At 73.9% G+C, this 14,815-nt stretch carries 14 protein-coding genes; 7 read left to right on the forward strand and 7 right to left on the reverse strand.

Features of this window, described 5'->3' with window-relative positions; all coding sequences use genetic code 11:
- The first annotated feature begins 154 nt into the window (after positions 1 to 154).
- Together MQV74_RS13570 and ddaH are read left to right on the forward strand one after the other, a co-directional pair.
- Positions 155 to 334: a DUF6243 family protein gene (locus tag MQV74_RS13570; protein ID WP_242717381.1), complete on the forward strand. Its 180-nt coding sequence runs from the start codon at positions 155 to 157 to the stop codon at positions 332 to 334.
- 163 nt (positions 335 to 497) lie between these two features.
- Positions 498 to 1,325 carry a dimethylargininase gene (gene ddaH, locus MQV74_RS13575; RefSeq protein WP_374120613.1) on the forward strand — a complete coding sequence of 276 codons (828 nt, stop codon included), beginning with the start codon at positions 498 to 500 and terminating at the stop codon, positions 1,323 to 1,325.
- A 47-nt stretch (positions 1,326 to 1,372) separates the two neighbouring features.
- On the opposite strand, the gene MQV74_RS13580 is transcribed toward ddaH, so the two are convergent.
- The 5 genes from MQV74_RS13580 to MQV74_RS13600 form a co-directional block, all read right to left on the reverse strand.
- The gene (locus tag MQV74_RS13580; protein ID WP_242717383.1) at positions 1,373 to 3,322 is read right to left on the reverse strand and encodes a glycoside hydrolase; all 1,950 of its coding nucleotides are present in this window, start codon (positions 3,320 to 3,322) and stop codon (positions 1,373 to 1,375) included.
- Between the two features lie 59 nt (positions 3,323 to 3,381).
- Positions 3,382 to 4,389: a small ribosomal subunit Rsm22 family protein gene (locus MQV74_RS13585; protein WP_242717385.1), complete on the reverse strand. Its 1,008-nt coding sequence runs from the start codon at positions 4,387 to 4,389 to the stop codon at positions 3,382 to 3,384.
- A 69-nt stretch (positions 4,390 to 4,458) separates the two neighbouring features.
- Positions 4,459 to 5,640, reverse strand: a complete 1,182-nt coding sequence (locus MQV74_RS13590; protein ID WP_242717387.1) for a serine hydrolase domain-containing protein — start codon at positions 5,638 to 5,640, stop codon at positions 4,459 to 4,461.
- A complete protein-coding gene (locus MQV74_RS13595; RefSeq protein WP_242717389.1) occupies positions 5,589 to 6,887 on the reverse strand; it encodes a multidrug effflux MFS transporter in 1,299 nt (432 codons plus the stop codon). Before MQV74_RS13595 ends, MQV74_RS13590 begins: the two co-directional genes overlap by 52 nt.
- 209 nt (positions 6,888 to 7,096) lie before the next feature.
- Positions 7,097 to 8,728: an alkaline phosphatase D family protein gene (locus tag MQV74_RS13600; protein WP_242717391.1), complete on the reverse strand. Its 1,632-nt coding sequence runs from the start codon at positions 8,726 to 8,728 to the stop codon at positions 7,097 to 7,099.
- 132 nt (positions 8,729 to 8,860) lie between these two features.
- Between MQV74_RS13600 and MQV74_RS13605 the strand changes: the two genes are divergently transcribed.
- From MQV74_RS13605 to MQV74_RS13615, 3 genes are all read left to right on the forward strand, one after another.
- Positions 8,861 to 9,739, forward strand: a complete 879-nt coding sequence (locus MQV74_RS13605; protein WP_374120614.1) for an SDR family oxidoreductase — start codon at positions 8,861 to 8,863, stop codon at positions 9,737 to 9,739.
- A 314-nt stretch (positions 9,740 to 10,053) separates the two neighbouring features.
- Positions 10,054 to 10,521, forward strand: a complete 468-nt coding sequence (locus MQV74_RS13610) for a lamin tail domain-containing protein (RefSeq protein ID WP_242717395.1) — start codon at positions 10,054 to 10,056, stop codon at positions 10,519 to 10,521.
- Positions 10,522 to 10,597: 76 nt separating this feature from the next.
- Positions 10,598 to 11,482: a PhzF family phenazine biosynthesis protein gene (locus tag MQV74_RS13615; RefSeq protein WP_242717397.1), complete on the forward strand. Its 885-nt coding sequence runs from the start codon at positions 10,598 to 10,600 to the stop codon at positions 11,480 to 11,482.
- A 27-nt stretch (positions 11,483 to 11,509) separates the two neighbouring features.
- Here MQV74_RS13615 and MQV74_RS13620 read toward each other — a convergent pair whose 3' ends face one another.
- Positions 11,510 to 11,833 (reverse strand): nuclear transport factor 2 family protein, encoded by a 324-nt coding sequence (locus MQV74_RS13620; RefSeq protein ID WP_242717399.1) that lies wholly within the window; start codon positions 11,831 to 11,833, stop codon positions 11,510 to 11,512.
- A 202-nt stretch (positions 11,834 to 12,035) separates the two neighbouring features.
- Between MQV74_RS13620 and MQV74_RS13625 the strand changes: the two genes are divergently transcribed.
- Together MQV74_RS13625 and MQV74_RS13630 are read left to right on the forward strand one after the other, a co-directional pair.
- Positions 12,036 to 12,815: an SAM-dependent methyltransferase gene (locus MQV74_RS13625; protein ID WP_242717401.1), complete on the forward strand. Its 780-nt coding sequence runs from the start codon at positions 12,036 to 12,038 to the stop codon at positions 12,813 to 12,815.
- 62 nt (positions 12,816 to 12,877) lie between these two features.
- Positions 12,878 to 13,821 (forward strand): IS5 family transposase gene (locus MQV74_RS13630; protein WP_374120566.1). Its coding sequence is split into 2 segments (ribosomal slippage): positions 12,878 to 13,294 and positions 13,297 to 13,821, totalling 942 coding nucleotides; the frame shifts between segments, so codons are not numbered across the junction.
- A 15-nt stretch (positions 13,822 to 13,836) separates the two neighbouring features.
- Here MQV74_RS13630 and MQV74_RS13635 read toward each other — a convergent pair.
- Complete coding sequence (locus MQV74_RS13635; protein ID WP_242717403.1) at positions 13,837 to 14,793, reverse strand: phosphotransferase family protein; 957 nt, start codon at positions 14,791 to 14,793, stop codon at positions 13,837 to 13,839.
- Positions 14,794 to 14,815: the final 22 nt, after the last annotated feature.

Consider the following 14,815-nt stretch of genomic DNA (forward strand, 5'->3'; position numbering starts at 1 on the left):
GCCGCGTCTCACCAACGCCGACGACATCCTTAATGCGCTCGACAAGACGGAGCGTCTCGATTACTGTCGACGCACGACGAGACGCAACGTCTCGTTGCTCGCCGGTGCGGCACCCGCGCCGACGACTACTTCGACGACTCACGGAGGTCACACCATGTCGCGAGGCGGATCCGGAATGCTCGGCGTGGGCGGCACCCGCAGCAACCTGTCGCGCAAGGCCCTGCGCGGCGGGAAGGGCGCGGGCCGCGTCGGCGGGGGGCTCAGCCCCCAGGAACAGAAGCGTGAGCTGCTGCGCAAACTCCAGGAGGGCCGGGCGGCGAACCACGACTCATGACGCGGGATGCCCCCGAGAACGGAGGCTCCTGACCGCCGGAACCTCCGGTTCATGAGCAATTTCCCGTCCACACCACAGTTCGAGCAACGCAGATCACTGCGCGAAGGCTCCTCAGACCGCACCATGGGCAGCAATAGCCCCTGCGGTTCGTGAGGAGCCTTCGTTGCGTCAAGCTGCCCGGCGCGCCACACCCCGGCGCTACCTGATGTGCCCACCGGCGCACTTCAAGGTCACGTACTCCATCAATCCGTGGATGGACCCCGCCAAACCCGTCGACGTCCCGCTGGCCATCGCCCAGTGGGAAGACCTGCGCGACCGCTACCGCTCGCTCGGCCACACCGTCGAGGAGCTCGAACCCCGACCCGACCTGCCGGACATGGTCTTCGCGGCCAACGGCGCCACCGTCGTCGACGGCCGGGTCCTCGGCGCGAGCTTCGCCTACCCCGAGCGGCAGGCCGAGGCGGCGGCCCACCTGGAGTGGTTCCGCGCCCACGGCTTCGAGCACGTGCACGAGCCGACCCACATCAACGAGGGCGAGGGCGACTTCGCCGTCACGTCCTCCTACGTGCTCGCGGGCCGCGGCTTCCGGGCCAGCCCGCTCTCGCACGGCGAGGCCCAGGAGGTCTTCGGCCGCCCGGTGATCGGCCTGGACCTGATCAACCCGCGCTACTACCACCTGGACACCGCCCTCGCGGTCCTGGACGACACGGCGGACGACGTCATGTACTACCCGGGCGCGTTCTCGCCGGGCAGCCAGGCCGTGCTCAAGCGACTGTTCCCCGACGCGCTGATCGCCGAGGAGGCGGACGCCGAGGCCCTCGGCCTCAACGCCGTCTCCGACGGTCTGCACGTGCTCCTTCCACAGGCGGCGACCGGGCTCTTCCAGCCGCTGCGCGACCGCGGCTACGAGCCGATCGGCATGGACTTGGGCGAACTGCTCAAGGGCGGGGGCAGCGTGAAGTGCTGCACCCAGGAGCTGCGGACGCGCTGAGCGCCCGTACCCGTGCGGGCGGCCGGAGCCGCCCGCACCCTTTCCGTTCAGGAGCCCGCGTCCGCCGGACACAGCCGCCGCGGCCGCGTGTCCGTGCGCAGCTTCGCGTCCGCGCAGCCGCCCGGAAGCCCCGCGCGGGTCTTCGTGCCGAAGTTGGCGGTGACGGTCAGGGTGCCGTCGCCGAAGACCGTGCGCTGGACGGAGCGGTCGCCGGTCAGCCACCGGAACGACGTGAGCCGCTCGGTCCCGGCCGCCCGGTGCAGGGGCGAGAAGTAGCGCTGGAGCGCGGCCAGTTCACGGCCGTGGCGGGTCAGCGCGGGCCCGTCGAGGACGTAGTTGAGCGGCCGGTCGTACAGCATCGCGAGCAGAGCGCGCCGCGTCTTCTCCGCGGGCAGCTTCTCGTACGACAGCTCCCAGCGCTCGGCGCTGACGGTCGCGCCGTGCAGGGCTGTCCCGTACAACGGGACGCGGTAGCGCGGCGCGTACATGGCCCGGCTCAGATCGGCGGGCAGGCGTACCGGCTTGAAGAACGCCTTCGGGGCGCTCGCAGGGTAGTAGCCGCCCCACTTCTCCCGGTCCCTCTGGAGTGTCCACAGGCCGTCGGCGACGGGGGTCGCGCTGCCGTGGTCGAAGGCGAGGGCCTGGTTGGCCCAGGCCTGGGCGGTCTCGGAGCCGAGGACGAGGCCGGAGCCGGTGATGCGGCGCATCCGTGCGAGGCGGTGGGCACGGTCCTGGGCCTTGGTCATCGGGTGGACCGCGGAGTGGTCGCGGAACAGCTCGCCGGTGGCGTCCACGTCGAGGAAGTAGCTGTCGGAGCCGTTGCGGACCATGGCGCGGGTGCGGTCGGCCAGGTAGTGGCGGGCGGGCTCGGCGCGCTCGAAGGCGGCAGAGCTCAAGTAGCAGCCGCGGCCGCCGAATCCGGTGTGCGGGGTGCCGTCGGCGTTCCGGACGCAGAAGTCCGGGTAGACCCGCCTCGGCCACACGGAGGTGGGGCTGTCGGCGGTCTTCGGATCCTGCCCGTTGGCGAAGGTGTCGTACGGGCCCACGAGGTATCCGGCGGCCTTCGCCGCGGCGACCGCCTTCTTGTCCATGGGTCCAGGACCGGCGTCGTACCCGAGCCACATGCGGTCGGCGCCGAGCACGCGCAGCCGCCGCACCCCGGCGGCGGTGCGGGCCTCGCCCCACAGATAGGCGTGGAACGCGCCGAGGAGCCGCCGGGCCGCCGGGTTCTGCCGGAACTTCGCGCGCAGGCTGCCGAGCCGGCCGCGCTCGGCGAGGTAGGCGCGGTAGTCGGCGGCGGGGGCGACCGGGCTGCCGTCGGTCAGGGCGAGCGTGACGGTGTAGGCGCGGGTGCCCTCGGCGCGGCGGAAGGCGTGCGTGGCGGTGGCGCGCAGGCGCCCGTGGGCCGTGGTGAAGGCGAGCGAGGTGCCGATGTCGGTCGGGGTGAGGTAGCTGACGCCGTGCCGCCCGGCGGAGTACCCCCACAGGGGCAGCGTGAGGTCGGCGCCCACGTCGACGCTCGTGCCCGCGAGGCGGCCGCCGCCGGAGGTCCAGAAGGGATCGGCCACCGGGATGTCGAGCCCTTCGCCGCGCGGGAGTTGCAGGCTCGCGGCGGCCGGGGCGCCGACGCCGGTGACGGGCCAGCGCAGCGTGGTGTCGCGGCGGGCGGCGAAGCTCAGGGCGAGGCGCCCGTGGTCGGGCCGGGCGGTGACGTCGAGGCCGCGCTCGGGGTAGCTCCAGCGCACCCGGCCGCCGTCGAGCCGGTGCACGGGCCCCGGCGGGCCGAGCGGGGTCGCGGAGGCGGCCGAGAGCAGCCGGTCGTGGCCGTCGCGGGTGCGGGCGCGGACGGCGAGCGTGGCGGTGTCCACGACGGCGGTGCCGCCGCGGACGGCCAGTTCGACGCCGGCGCCGGGGGCCCGGTCCGGGGCCGCCGCGGCGGGGGCGCCCCCGGCGGCGAGGGCGAGGGCCAGCCCGAAGGCTGTGATCTTGAGGGACATGGTGACGTGGATAGTCACCGGTTCTAAGGAGCTTCTAAGAGCGCGGCCCGGCGCGGGGCCTAAGCCTGTGGCCAGGCGTCGCCCCAGGCGGCGTCCCGCGCCTCCCGGTAGAGGGCCCCGTGCCGCTTCGTCACGGTCTCCCGGCGCAGCGCGCCCTCCGCCTCGCACAGGTCGAGGAGGACCTGGCCCTTGCGGATCTGCGGCTTGCGGACGACGCGGCGGGGCGCGGGGGCGAGGCCCTCGGCCGCGGGTCCGGTGGCGCGGACCGCGGCGACGTACGCGAACTTCTCGTCCTCGTACGCCAGGGAGCCGCCCTTGACCTTGCGGTGCAGGGAGGAGCGGCTGACCCGGGCGGAGAAGTGGCACCAGTCGCTGCCGGGCACGATCGGGCAGGTGTCGCTGTGCGGGCAGGGCGCGGCCACCCGGAACCCGGCGGCGACGAGCCGGTCCCTGGCCTGTAGGACGCGGGCGTAGCCGTCCGGGGTGCCGGGCTCCACCACGACCACGGCGTCGGTGGCGGCGCGGGCGGCGACGTCGACGACCCAGGCCCGGTCGTCGCCGGTGAGTTCGCCGAGGACGTACGAGATGGTGACGAGGGCGGTGGGCGCCACGGTGAGCGACGCGCCGATGCGGGCGCGCTGCCACTGGGCGGCGGCCAGGCCGGGGTGCGCGGCGGCCAGTTCGCGGCCCAGGTCCAGGGCGGGTTCGGCCCAGTCCATGACGGTGACGGGCCGCTCCCCCGGCCAGGTGGCGCTGACCGCCCAGGTGGCGGCGCCCGTGCCGCCGCCGATGTCGGTGTGGCCCGCGGGGGCCCAGCCCTCGGGGGCCGCGGCGGCGAACGCCCGCAGGGCGGAGTGCACGGCCTCGAAGGTGGCGGGCATCCGGTACGCCGCGTACGCCGTGACGTCGGCGCGGTCCCGCAGGACGGGGGCCTCGGTCGGGGTGGCGCCCCGGTAGTTCGCGATCAGCCGGTCCACCGCCTGGGCCGCGGCGCGCGGAGGGAGGTCCGCGAGCAGGTCGGCGAGGGCGGTGCGGAGGGTCTCGGCGGGGGAAGGGTGGTCGTGCACCTGTCGATTTTAGACACCGGAGCCGGAGGGCTCGGCTCCACGGGGCCGGGGGCCCGGCGCCCCGGCGGGTCAGCGGGGGCGCAGCGCCCTGGCCAGGGTGGTGGCGGCCCGGGCGCGCGGGGCGTTGGCCGGGGGCCGCCGCCGGGGGTGGACCGTGGTGGCCAGGAGGACCAGGAAGGTGTCCGTGGCGCGGTCGAGCACCAGGGACGTGCCGGTGAAACCGGTGTGCCCGGCCGCGCCGCGCCCCGCGAGCTCCCCCATGAACCACGGCTGGTCGACGGCGAAGCCGAGTCCGGGCGGCGCCAGCATCAGGTCGACGAAGGCGGGCCCCAGGATGCGGGCGGAGCCGTACGCGCCGCCGCACAGCAGCGCCCGGCAGAACACGGCGAGGTCCCGCGCGGTGGAGAAGAGCCCGGCGTGGCCCGCCACGCCGCCGAGCGCCCACGCGTTCTCGTCGTGGACCTCGCCGCGGAGCATCCCCCGGTCGGCCTTCGCCCAGGGCCCGCGCTGGTCCTCGGTGGCGGCCGCGCCGGGGCAGGGCCCGAAGGCGGTGGCGGCCATGCCGAGCGGCCGGGTGATGCCGTCGCGGACGAGCACGTCGAGGGGCTGCCCGGTGACGCGCTGCAGGACGTGCTGGAGCAGCAGCAGGTTCAGGTCGGAGTAGAGGTGGGTGCCCGGCGGACCGGAGGGCGCCTCGGCGCGCAGGGCCCGCAGCCGCGCGGCGGCGTCGGGCAGGTCGTACAGCGGCAGCTCGGGCCGGAGGCCGGACGTGTGGGTCAGGAGCCGGCGCACGGTGATCCCGTGCGCGGCGGCGCCCGTGAACTCCGGGACGTGGGCCGCGACCGGCTCGTCGAGCCCGAGGGTGCCGCGCTCCAGCTGCTGCACGGCCGCCACGGTCGTGAACAGCTTGGTGAGCGAGGCCAGGTCGAAGGGCGTGTCCACGGTCATCGGCACCCGCCGCCCGTCCGGCAGCTCGACGCCCGCGTCGGCCCGCTCGTCGTACGCCGCGTACCGCACCGCCCAGCCCGCCGCCTCGGCCACGGCGATCACCGGGCCGCGCCCGGCGAGGACCACGGCGCCCGCGCACCACGGCCGCGGGCCGCGCGTCAGCTCCCGCACGTCGTGGACGAGGCGGGCGAGGGCGTCGGGGTCGAGTCCGGCGCGGTCCGCGGTGCCCGGGCGGAGGACCCGGGGCGGCGTCAGCGGTCCGCTCCCGCCGGCTCCTCCTTGGTGCTGGTGCTCCGCTGCCACGGGCGGCACAGTCCCACGAAGCAGCCGATGGCCGCCAGCCCGCACGCCAGCTGGACGACGGCCATCGGGACGGCGGTCTTCTCGCCCGCGATGCCGACGAGCGGCGAGGCGATCGCCCCGATCAGGAAGGAGGAGGTGCCGAGCAGCGCGGAGGCCGACCCCGCGGCGTGCTTGGTGCGCATCAGCGCGAGGGCGTTGGTGTTCGGCATGGCCAGGCCCATCGCCGACATCAGGACGAAGAGCCCGGCGGCCACCCCGACGAGGCCGACGTCGCCGAAGACGCCGCTCGTCATCAGCAGCAGCGCGGTCGCGGCGAGCGTGATCACCACGAGCCCGAAGCCCAGCGCCTTGTCGAGGCTGACGCGGCCCACGAGCAGCTTGCCGTTGATCTGGCCGACGACGATCAGGCCGACGGAGTTCACGCCGAACAGGAGGCTGAAGGTCTGCGGCGAGGCTCCGTAGATCTCCTGGATGACGAACGGGGACGCGGAGATGTACGCGAACAGGGCCGCGAAGGCGAAGCCGCCCGCGACCATGTAGCCGGTGAAGACGCGGTCCGCGAGGAGCCCGCGCATGGTGCGCAGGGCCTCGGCGGTGCCGCCGCCGTGCCGGTCCCCGGGCGCGAGGGTCTCCGGCAGGCTGCGCCACACGAGCAGCGTCAGGGCGATGCCCACGACGGTCAGGACGACGAAGATGCCGCGCCAGTCGGTCAGGCGCAGCACCTGGCCGCCGATGAGCGGCGCGACGACGGGGGCGACGCCGGAGATCAGCATCAGCGTGGAGAAGAACCGGGCCATCTCCACGCCGTCGTACAGGTCGCGCACCACGGCCCGCGCGATCACGATCGCGGCGGCCCCCGCGAGGCCCTGGAGCAGGCGGAAGGCGATGAGCAGCTCGGCGGTCGGGGCGAACGCGCAGATCGCCGTCGCGAGGACGTAGACGAGCAGTCCGGCGAGGAGGGGGCGGCGTCTGCCCCACTTGTCGCTCATCGGCCCCACGACCAGCTGGCCGAGCGCCATGCCCATGAGGCAGGCGGTGAGGGTGAGCTGGATGGTGGCGGCCGGGGCGTGCAGGGCGTCGGTGACCTCCGGCAGGGCCGGGAGGTACATGTCCATGGAGAGCGGGGGCATGGCGGTGAGGCCGCCGAGGATGAGCGTGACGAGGGCCCCTGTGGCGATGCGGCGGGCGGCGGGGTCCTGGGGCCCCGCCGCCTCCCGTATCTGTCCCTCTGCCTGTGTCTCCGCCATCGCGCCCCTCCCGGTAGTTGTCGTGTCCCCCTATCGTCGCAGGCCCTGCCGGGCGGCCCCCAATCCCGCCCCTTCCCGCTTCCTGGGGGCTCCGCCCCCAGAGCCCCGCTCCGCAAGCGCCGGAGGGGCTGAGACACAGCCGCAAGCGGCACCATCCAGCCCGTCCGGCGTTTGCGGACGAGGCGCGAAGCGCCGAGAAGCGGGGGGAGCTACGCCGGGTGCAGGCCCGGGTTGCCCGCCTCCGTGACGAAGGAGGCGGCTGTCGTCAGGGGTGCGCCGGGCGTGGTGACGGCGGAGACCGTCTTGAAGTCGGCGCGGGCCTCGTCGCGGCCCAGGGCGACGGTCACGTAGCCGCGGCGGCCGTTGTAGAACTTCAGGTGCGGATTGGCCTTCGTGTACGTCTCCCAGTTGGCGGGGCGCTCCGCGCCGTCCTTGCCGCTGGTGATGGACGTCGCGACGATCTCGGTGCCGACGATCTTCGACGACGGCTTGTCGAAGTCGTCGAGGATGTCGAAGGCGTAGCCGACGTGTACGTCACCGGTGAGGACCATGAGGTTCTCGACGTCGGCGGCCTTCGCCCCGGCGAGGACCCGCTGCCGCGAGGCCGCGTAGCCGTCCCAGGCGTCCATGCTGACCTTGGCGACGGGGTTCAGGTCGAACTTGCGCTGGGAGAAGGTGACCTGCTGCGGGACGACGTTCCACAGGGCGCGCGAGCGGCGCCAGCCGTCGATGAGCCAGCGCTCCTGGCCGGCGCCGGTGATGGTCCGCTTGGGGTCGAGCGACTCGGGCCCGGGCACGTGCGCCCCGTCGCCGTAGGCCTGGTCGGACCGGTACTGCCGGGTGTCGAGGATGTCGAACTGGGCGAGGCGGCCCCACTGGAGGCGGCGGTAGAGCTGCATGTCGGGCCCGGAGGGCCGCTGCGGGCGGCGCAGCGGCTGGTTCTCCCAGTACGCGCGGTACGCGGAGGCGCGGCGCAGCAGGAACTCCTCGGGCGGGTTGCCGTTCTCGTCGAGGTCGTCGGCGTAGTTGTTCTCGACCTCGTGGTCGTCCCAGGTGACGACGAAGGGGTGCGCGGCGTGCGCGGCCCGCAGGTCGGGGTCGGACTTGTAGAGCGCGTACCGGCGGCGGTAGTCGTCGAGGGTCTGCGTCTCGCGGTTGAAGACGTCGGGCAGCACGCGGTCGGTGTACTTGCGGGCGCCGCCGACGGAGTTCACGGCGTACTCGTAGAGGTAGTCGCCGAGGTGGAAGACGACGTCGACGTCGTCCTGCGCGAGGTGCTTGTACGCGGTGAAGTAGCCGTCGTGGTACGCCTGGCAGGACACGGCGGCCAGGGTGAGCGCGCCGGTGCGGCCGTGCGGGTGCGGCGCGGTCCGCGTGCGGCCGGTGTCGGAGGTCCACTTGCCGGTGCGGAAGCGGTAGTAGTACGCGCGGTCGGTGTCGAGGTGGTCGACCTGGACGTGCACGGAGTGGTTGAACTCGGGGTGCGCGGTCGCGGTGCCGCGTCTGACGGAGCGGCGGAAGCGGGGGTCGCGGGACAGCTCCCACTGGACGGTGACGCGCTCGGCGGGCAGGCCGCCGTTCTCCTCGTACGGCCTGGGCGCGAGGCGGGTCCACAGGAGCACGGAGTCGGGCTGCGGGTCGCCGGACGCGACGCCCAGGGTGAACGGGTCGTCGGGGATGCGTGCGGCGTCGAGCTCGGCGGCGCCCGCGACACCGGCCGTGGGCAGGTTGGTGGCGAAGGCGAGCGCCGCGGCCGCGCCGGTACCGGTCAGGAAGCGACGACGGCCCAAGTGGCGGGCTGCCGCGCGGAGTTCGGGTGCGTGGTGACCTGAAGCTGACATGTGCCCCTCCCGGACAATGGCTGTACGGTGCATTGGAGTGCCGAGGGACGACGATGGCCTGTCACGTACACAACAGCCATATGTCGAGCAGATGATGTCCGAGTTGCGGACCCTCCCGTACGCTGCGGGGCCATGAACGCAGAGCGAACGGCCTCCCCCCGCGCCTCCCGGACGGACCCTCAGGAGGCCTCCGTGGCAGCTGGGACGGCCGGGGAGACGTCTCCGGAGGCCGCCCCGGAGGCCGCCGCGAGGACCGCCGTGGTCACCGGGGCGGGCTCCGGAATCGGCCGTTCCGTCGCCGTGGAACTGCTGCGCGCGGGCTGGTCCGTCGCGCTCGCGGGCCGCCGGGAGGACCCACTGCGCGAGACGGTCGCCCTGGCCGCCGCCGACCTGGGCGACGCCGTCCGCGAACGGGCGCTGTGCGTACGGGCCGACGTCTGTGCCCCCGACGACGTCACCGCGCTCTTCGCCGCCGCGCGCGAGCGGTTCGGGCGGCTCGGCCTGCTCTTCAACAACGCCGGTACGTTCGGGCCCGGCGGCGTGCCCGTCGAGGAGCTGGCGTACGACGACTGGCGCCGGGTCGTCGACACGAACCTCAACGGCGCGTTCCTGTGCGCGCAGGCGGCGTTCCGGCAGCTGAAGGAGCAGGAGCCGCGCGGCGGCCGGATCATCAACAACGGCTCGATCTCCGCGCACGCGCCGCGCCCGCACTCCGTCGCGTACACCGCCACCAAGCACGCCCTCACGGGCCTGACCAAGTCCCTGTCCCTGGACGGGCGTCCGTACCGCATCGCCGTCGGCCAGATCGACATCGGCAACGCGGCTACGGACATGACCGCACGCATGCGCGCGGGAATCCCGCAGGCCAACGGGGACGTCGCGGTCGAGCCGGTGATGGACGTGGCCGACGTGGCACGCACGGTGCGGCACATGGCGGAACTCCCCCTGGAGGCCAACGTGCAGTTCGCCACGGTGCTCGCGACCACGATGCCGTATGTGGGGCGGGGCTGAGGGCTCTACGCCGGGGAGCGCCCCGCAGGGGCGTGGGGCTGTGTCTGTGTGCGGCTCCGCCGCGTGGGCGCGACCAGCAACGACGAGGCCGCAGACGTCCGACGTGATGGCGCGGCACAGCCGTACCGCAGCGGACTTCACCATGCCTGCTCGGGCGCGGAACCGCCCTGCGCCGAGCGGCGGATGACGCCCCTACGGATTTCGGACGAGCTGGGGACCAGGCTCTGGCCAACCGCCGGAATCCGCCCTCGGGGCCCGCGGCCAGCCGCTAGGCTCGGCAGCCCTCCACGGAAACTTCACACACGGAGCACACGTTGCGCATTCGTTCGGCGGCCACGGCCGTCCTCGCCGCCACCGCACTCACGGCCCCGCTGCTCGCCGCAGGCCCGGCGACCGCGGCCCCGCGCCACCAGGGCGGTCTGCACCTCGGCTTCATCCAGTACGACAGCCCGGGCCGGGACACCACCGCCCGCGCCTCGGTCAACGGCGAGTGGGTGAACATCCACAACAGCAGCCGCAGCCCGATCCAGCTCAAGGGCTACCGGCTGAAGGACAACACCAACTACACCTACACCTTCGGCAGCTACAAGATAGGCGCGGGCAAGACCGTCAAGGTCCGCACCGGCAAGGGCACCAACGCCTCCGGGGTGCGCTACTGGGGCCGCGGCTGGCACGTGTGGAACAACACCACCGACAAGGCCCGCCTGATCAAGCCGAACGGCTCGCAGCTCGACTCCTGCTCCTGGACCACCCGCGACGGGGGCTCCAAGAACTGCCACTGAGCCCGCGCGGGGCTCGCGCGCACACCTCCGTGCGACCCGGGAACACTCCCGGACCGCACGGGGGTTATCGTGCGGCATGAGCACATCAGACCAGCACGCCCAGACCACCGACGTCCTGCGCTACACGGCCTTCGCCACCGACCCCGAGGGCGGCAACCCGGCCGGAGTGGTCCTCGACGCCGACGGGCTCGACGCGACGCGGATGCTCGCGATCGCCGCGGACCTCGGCTACAGCGAGACGGCGTTCGTGACGCCCGGACCCGCCGGACTCGAGTCCGAGGGCCGCGCGTTCACCGTGCGGTACTTCAGCCCGCAGATGGAGGTCCCCTTCTGCGGCCACGCCACCGTGGCGACGGCGGTCGCCCTCGCCGAGCGCGACGGGCCCGGCGACTTCGTGTTCGCGACCCTGGCCGGCACCGTGCCGGTCACCGTCGCGGCGGCCGACGGGGCGCTGCGCGCCACCCTGACCAGCGTCGAGCCGAAGGTGAGCGAGGCCCCCGCGGCCGACGTCACTGAGGCCCTCGCCGCCCTCGGCTGGGCGGCGGAGGACCTCGACGCGCAGCTGCCGCCGCGCATCGCCTTCGCGGGCGCCCGGCACCTGGTCCTCGCGGCGGCCACGCGCGAGCGGCTCGCCGACCTGGACTACGACTTCGAGCGGCTGAAGTCCCTGATGCTGCGGCTCGACGTGGTGACGGTCCAGCTGGTCTGGCGGGAGACCCCGTCCGTCTACCACGTGCGGGACCCGTTCCCCGTCGGCGGCGTCGTCGAGGACCCGGCGACCGGCGCGGCAGCGGCGGCGTTCGGCGCCTACGCGCGCGAGCTCGGCCTCGTGCCCGCCGCGGCGGAGCTGACCCTGCACCAGGGCGTGGACATGGGGCGCCCCGGCGTCCTCACGGTGACGCTGCGCGAGGGGGACGCGCGGGTGCGCGTGTCGGGCGCGGCGGTCCGCATCCCGGCCTGACCTGGAGCGACGCCCTCCGGTCCCGGTTCAGGCCTGTCCGGTCTCGAACCGGGACACCTTTCCGCCGTCCACCGTGAACTGCCACTTGGTGCGCATCGCGCCCCAGGTGTCGTTGCGGTAGTCGGCCACGAGGGAGAGGCCGTCGTCCGCCTCCGACTCGACGTCCATGTGGCCGCCGGAGGAGAAGGCCTCGCGCTCCAGCCACTCCATCAGGTTCCGGTCGGTGCCGTCGTCGGACATGGTCGCGTCGGGCGTGAGCAGGCCCGTCAGAGCGGTCTTGTCGCCCGCGTTCAGGGCGGTGACGAAGTCCCTGACCGTCGGGTCGCTGAGCTGGTTCACCGGAATGGTCATGCGTCCACGGTCACACCGCCACGCCGCTCCCGCCACCGGCGCCCGTACGCTCCGTCACCACGCCCGAGTTCCAGCCCCTCCGGCGTGTGCGGAGCGGGGGTCCGGGGGCGGAGCCCCCAGGAGCGGGAAGGGGCGCGTCCGGGCCACCACCAGGCATAAATACCGTGCACCGGGCGACCACGAACGCATAGCGTGCGCCACCATGACCTCCACAGACGCCCCGCCCCGCCTCACTCGCCTCACCTTCCACGGCCCCCTGTCCGAGGCACGAGCCACCCGCATCGTGGCGCGGGCCGCCGAGGCCCTGACCGCCGCGGACCGGCCCACCGTGCTCGACCTCGGCTGCGGCTGGGGCGAGCTGACGCTGCGGCTCCTCGATGCGGCGCCCGCCGCCACCGCCGTCGGGGTCGACCTGAACGAGGAGGACCTGGAGCGGGGCAGGGACCTGGCCCGGGCCAGGGGGCTCGCGGACCGCGTGGAGTTCGCGGCCGAGTCGGCGACGGACACCGCGCGCGGCCCGGCCGACGTCGTGCTCTGCCTCGGCTCCGCCCACACCCTGCGCCCGGCAGACGCCGCGCCCCCGCACACCGCCGACGCGCTGCGCGCCCTGCGCCGCCTGGTGCGCCCCGGCGGGCGCGTCGTCCTCGGCGAGGGCTTCTGGGAGCGCACGCCGACGGCGGCGGAGCTGGCCGCGCTGTGGCCGGACGCCCGCGCCGAGGAGCATCTGCTCCTGGGCGACCTGACGGACGCGGCGGTCGCCGCGGGCTTCCGGCCGATGTGGGTGGAGACGGCGAACGCCGAGGAGTGGGAGGAGTTCGAGTCGGCGTACCTGGCTGACGTCGAGGTCTGGCTCGCCGCCAACGCCGGGCATCCGCGCGCGGCAGAGGCCCGCGAGCGCGCGGACCGGCACCGCGCGACCTGGCTGCGCGGCTACCGCGGCCTGCTCGGCATCGCCTATCTGACGCTCGTGCCCGTGGACTAGGTCGTTTCTGATGGCTCTTGGTGGTTGGGTAGATCTCGTGGTCGTCCGGGCAGGACGCTCGTATGGTGCGGCGACACGAGCTCACGGACGCGCAGTGGCGGAAGATTGAGCCTCTTTTGCCCGGAAACGGCAGGCCGGGCGGACAGTGGGCCGATCACCGGAAGATCGTCAACGGGGTGCTGTTCCGAGCCCGGACCGGGGTCCCCTGGCCTGATCTGCCGGAACGGTACAGGCCCTGGCAAACCGTCTATGAGCGTCATCGCCGCTGGTCGGCCGATGGCACCTGGCGGACCATCTTGGAAGAGCTGCAGATCGAAGCGGATGCCGACGACCCGGACGAGGCCCATGCCCGCGAAATTTCCCGGCAGGAGTGGGCGGTCAACATCGACTCGACGTCCTGCCGGGCACATCAGCATGCGGCCGGGGCGCCCCGCAAGGCTCCCGCTGACTACCCGCAAAAGGGGGCGGGGCTCGTGAGGAGGCAGATGGGCGCGAGGCATTGGGGCACTCGCGGGGCGGGCTGACCAGCAAGGTCCATCTGCTCTCCGACGACCGGGCCCGTCCTCTGCACTGGCTGACCTCGCCGGGCCAACGGGGTGACAGCACAATGTTCGCCTCGGTGCTGGACGGCTTACGCATCCGGCGCCGTGGTGCAGGCCGCCCGCGCAGCCGACCGAACCGGGTCCGCGGCGACAAGGCGTACTCCAGCCGCGACAACCGCGCCTACCTGCAACGACGCGGCATCAAGGCCACTATCGCGCAGCCCGAAGACCAGCGTGCCCACCGCAAGAAGCGCGGACGCCGCGGTGGCCGGCCCCCGGCCTTCGACACGGCCCAGTACCGCCACCGCAACGCCGTTGAGCGGTGCGTGAACAAGTGGAAGCAGTTCCGCGCGGTGGCCACCCGGTACGACAAACGCGACTACATCTTCAACGGCACCCTCACCGTCACCGCGATCGTCATCTGGCTCCGCGACACCGTCCAAGAGCCATCAGAAACGCCCTAGCCCCGCCCGGAGCCGCTAGCCGCGCCCGAACCAGTGCTCGGCCAGCGCGTCGAGGGTCGGCTCGGGCGGGGCGGGCAGCTCGCGCAGGTACCGGGGCAGGTTGCCGTAGACGTGCAGCAGCGTGTGGGCGAGGAGCAGACGGGGCTCGAAGGCGCGGCCGTACGCCGTGCTGAGGCGGGCCAGGAGGCGGGGGTCGGCGCGCGTGACGTAGAGGCCGACGGCCACGAAGTCGTACGCCGGGTCGCCGATCATCGCGGGCTCGAAGTCGAAGAGCCCGGTGAGCTCCCAGCGGCCGTCCGGCGCGAGCGCGGCGAGCAGGTGCTCGCGCATGAACTCGGTGTGCAGCAGGGCGCGCCGGGCCCCGGCGGCGGGCGCCACCCCGCCCTCCCCCGCACCCTCCACCGCGTCGAGGAAGTCCGGAATCTGCTCCAGCCAGTGCTCGGGGAGGTGCCGTGCGCGCTGCCGCTCGACGGCGCCCGCCCGCTGCCGGGCCAGGAACGCGTCCCAGTCGCCGGGCCCGAGGGCGTCCGCGAGCGGCGCGTGGTCGAGGGCGTGCAGCGCGGCGAGCGTCCGCCCGGCCCGCTCGACGAGCCGCTCCCGGTCGGCCCCGGGCAGGCGCGGCCAGGCGTGGTGCAGCCCCTCGCCGGGGAGCCGGGACATCAGGACGTACCGCCAGCCGTTCTCGTACGCGCCGCAGGAGTGGACCCGGGGGGTCGCGACGGGCAGGCGGCCGTGCACGTGGGTGAGGACGCGGGCCTCGGTGACGCCGTCGTCGGCCGCGGCGGCGGGGAAGAGCTTGAGCACGAGGTCGTCGCCGACGGCGTAGACGGGCTGGGAGCCTTCGCGGAAGCGGGTCAGCGGCGCCCCCGCGAGGCCGAGCCGGGCGCACAGGTCCGCCGCGCCGGGCCGCATCACGGCCTCGTCCGGGACGATCGCGTCCCACTCCTCGTCGGTGTGCACGGGGGGCAGCATGATCGGAACGGTAGGCAGGGCG

Source organism: Streptomyces sp. AN091965, from assembly GCF_022698285.1.
Taxonomy (GTDB): domain Bacteria; phylum Actinomycetota; class Actinomycetes; order Streptomycetales; family Streptomycetaceae; genus Streptomyces.

Bases quoted from the DNA above. Each gene is read 5' to 3' on its own strand.
- MQV74_RS13570 (WP_242717381.1), top strand. From the start codon at position 155: ATGTCGCGAGGCGGATCCGGAATGCTCGGCGTGGGCGGCACCCGCAGC.
- MQV74_RS13580 (WP_242717383.1), bottom strand. From the start codon at position 3,322: ATGTCCCTCAAGATCACAGCCTTCGGGCTGGCCCTCGCCCTCGCCGCC.
- MQV74_RS13595 (WP_242717389.1), bottom strand. From the start codon at position 6,887: ATGGCGGAGACACAGGCAGAGGGACAGATACGGGAGGCGGCGGGGCCC.
- MQV74_RS13600 (WP_242717391.1), bottom strand. From the start codon at position 8,728: ATGTCAGCTTCAGGTCACCACGCACCCGAACTCCGCGCGGCAGCCCGC.
- MQV74_RS13605 (WP_374120614.1), top strand. From the start codon at position 8,861: ATGAACGCAGAGCGAACGGCCTCCCCCCGCGCCTCCCGGACGGACCCT.
- MQV74_RS13615 (WP_242717397.1), top strand. From the start codon at position 10,598: ATGAGCACATCAGACCAGCACGCCCAGACCACCGACGTCCTGCGCTAC.
- MQV74_RS13620 (WP_242717399.1), bottom strand. From the start codon at position 11,833: ATGACCATTCCGGTGAACCAGCTCAGCGACCCGACGGTCAGGGACTTC.
- MQV74_RS13625 (WP_242717401.1), top strand. From the start codon at position 12,036: ATGACCTCCACAGACGCCCCGCCCCGCCTCACTCGCCTCACCTTCCAC.
- MQV74_RS13635 (WP_242717403.1), bottom strand. From the start codon at position 14,793: ATGCTGCCCCCCGTGCACACCGACGAGGAGTGGGACGCGATCGTCCCG.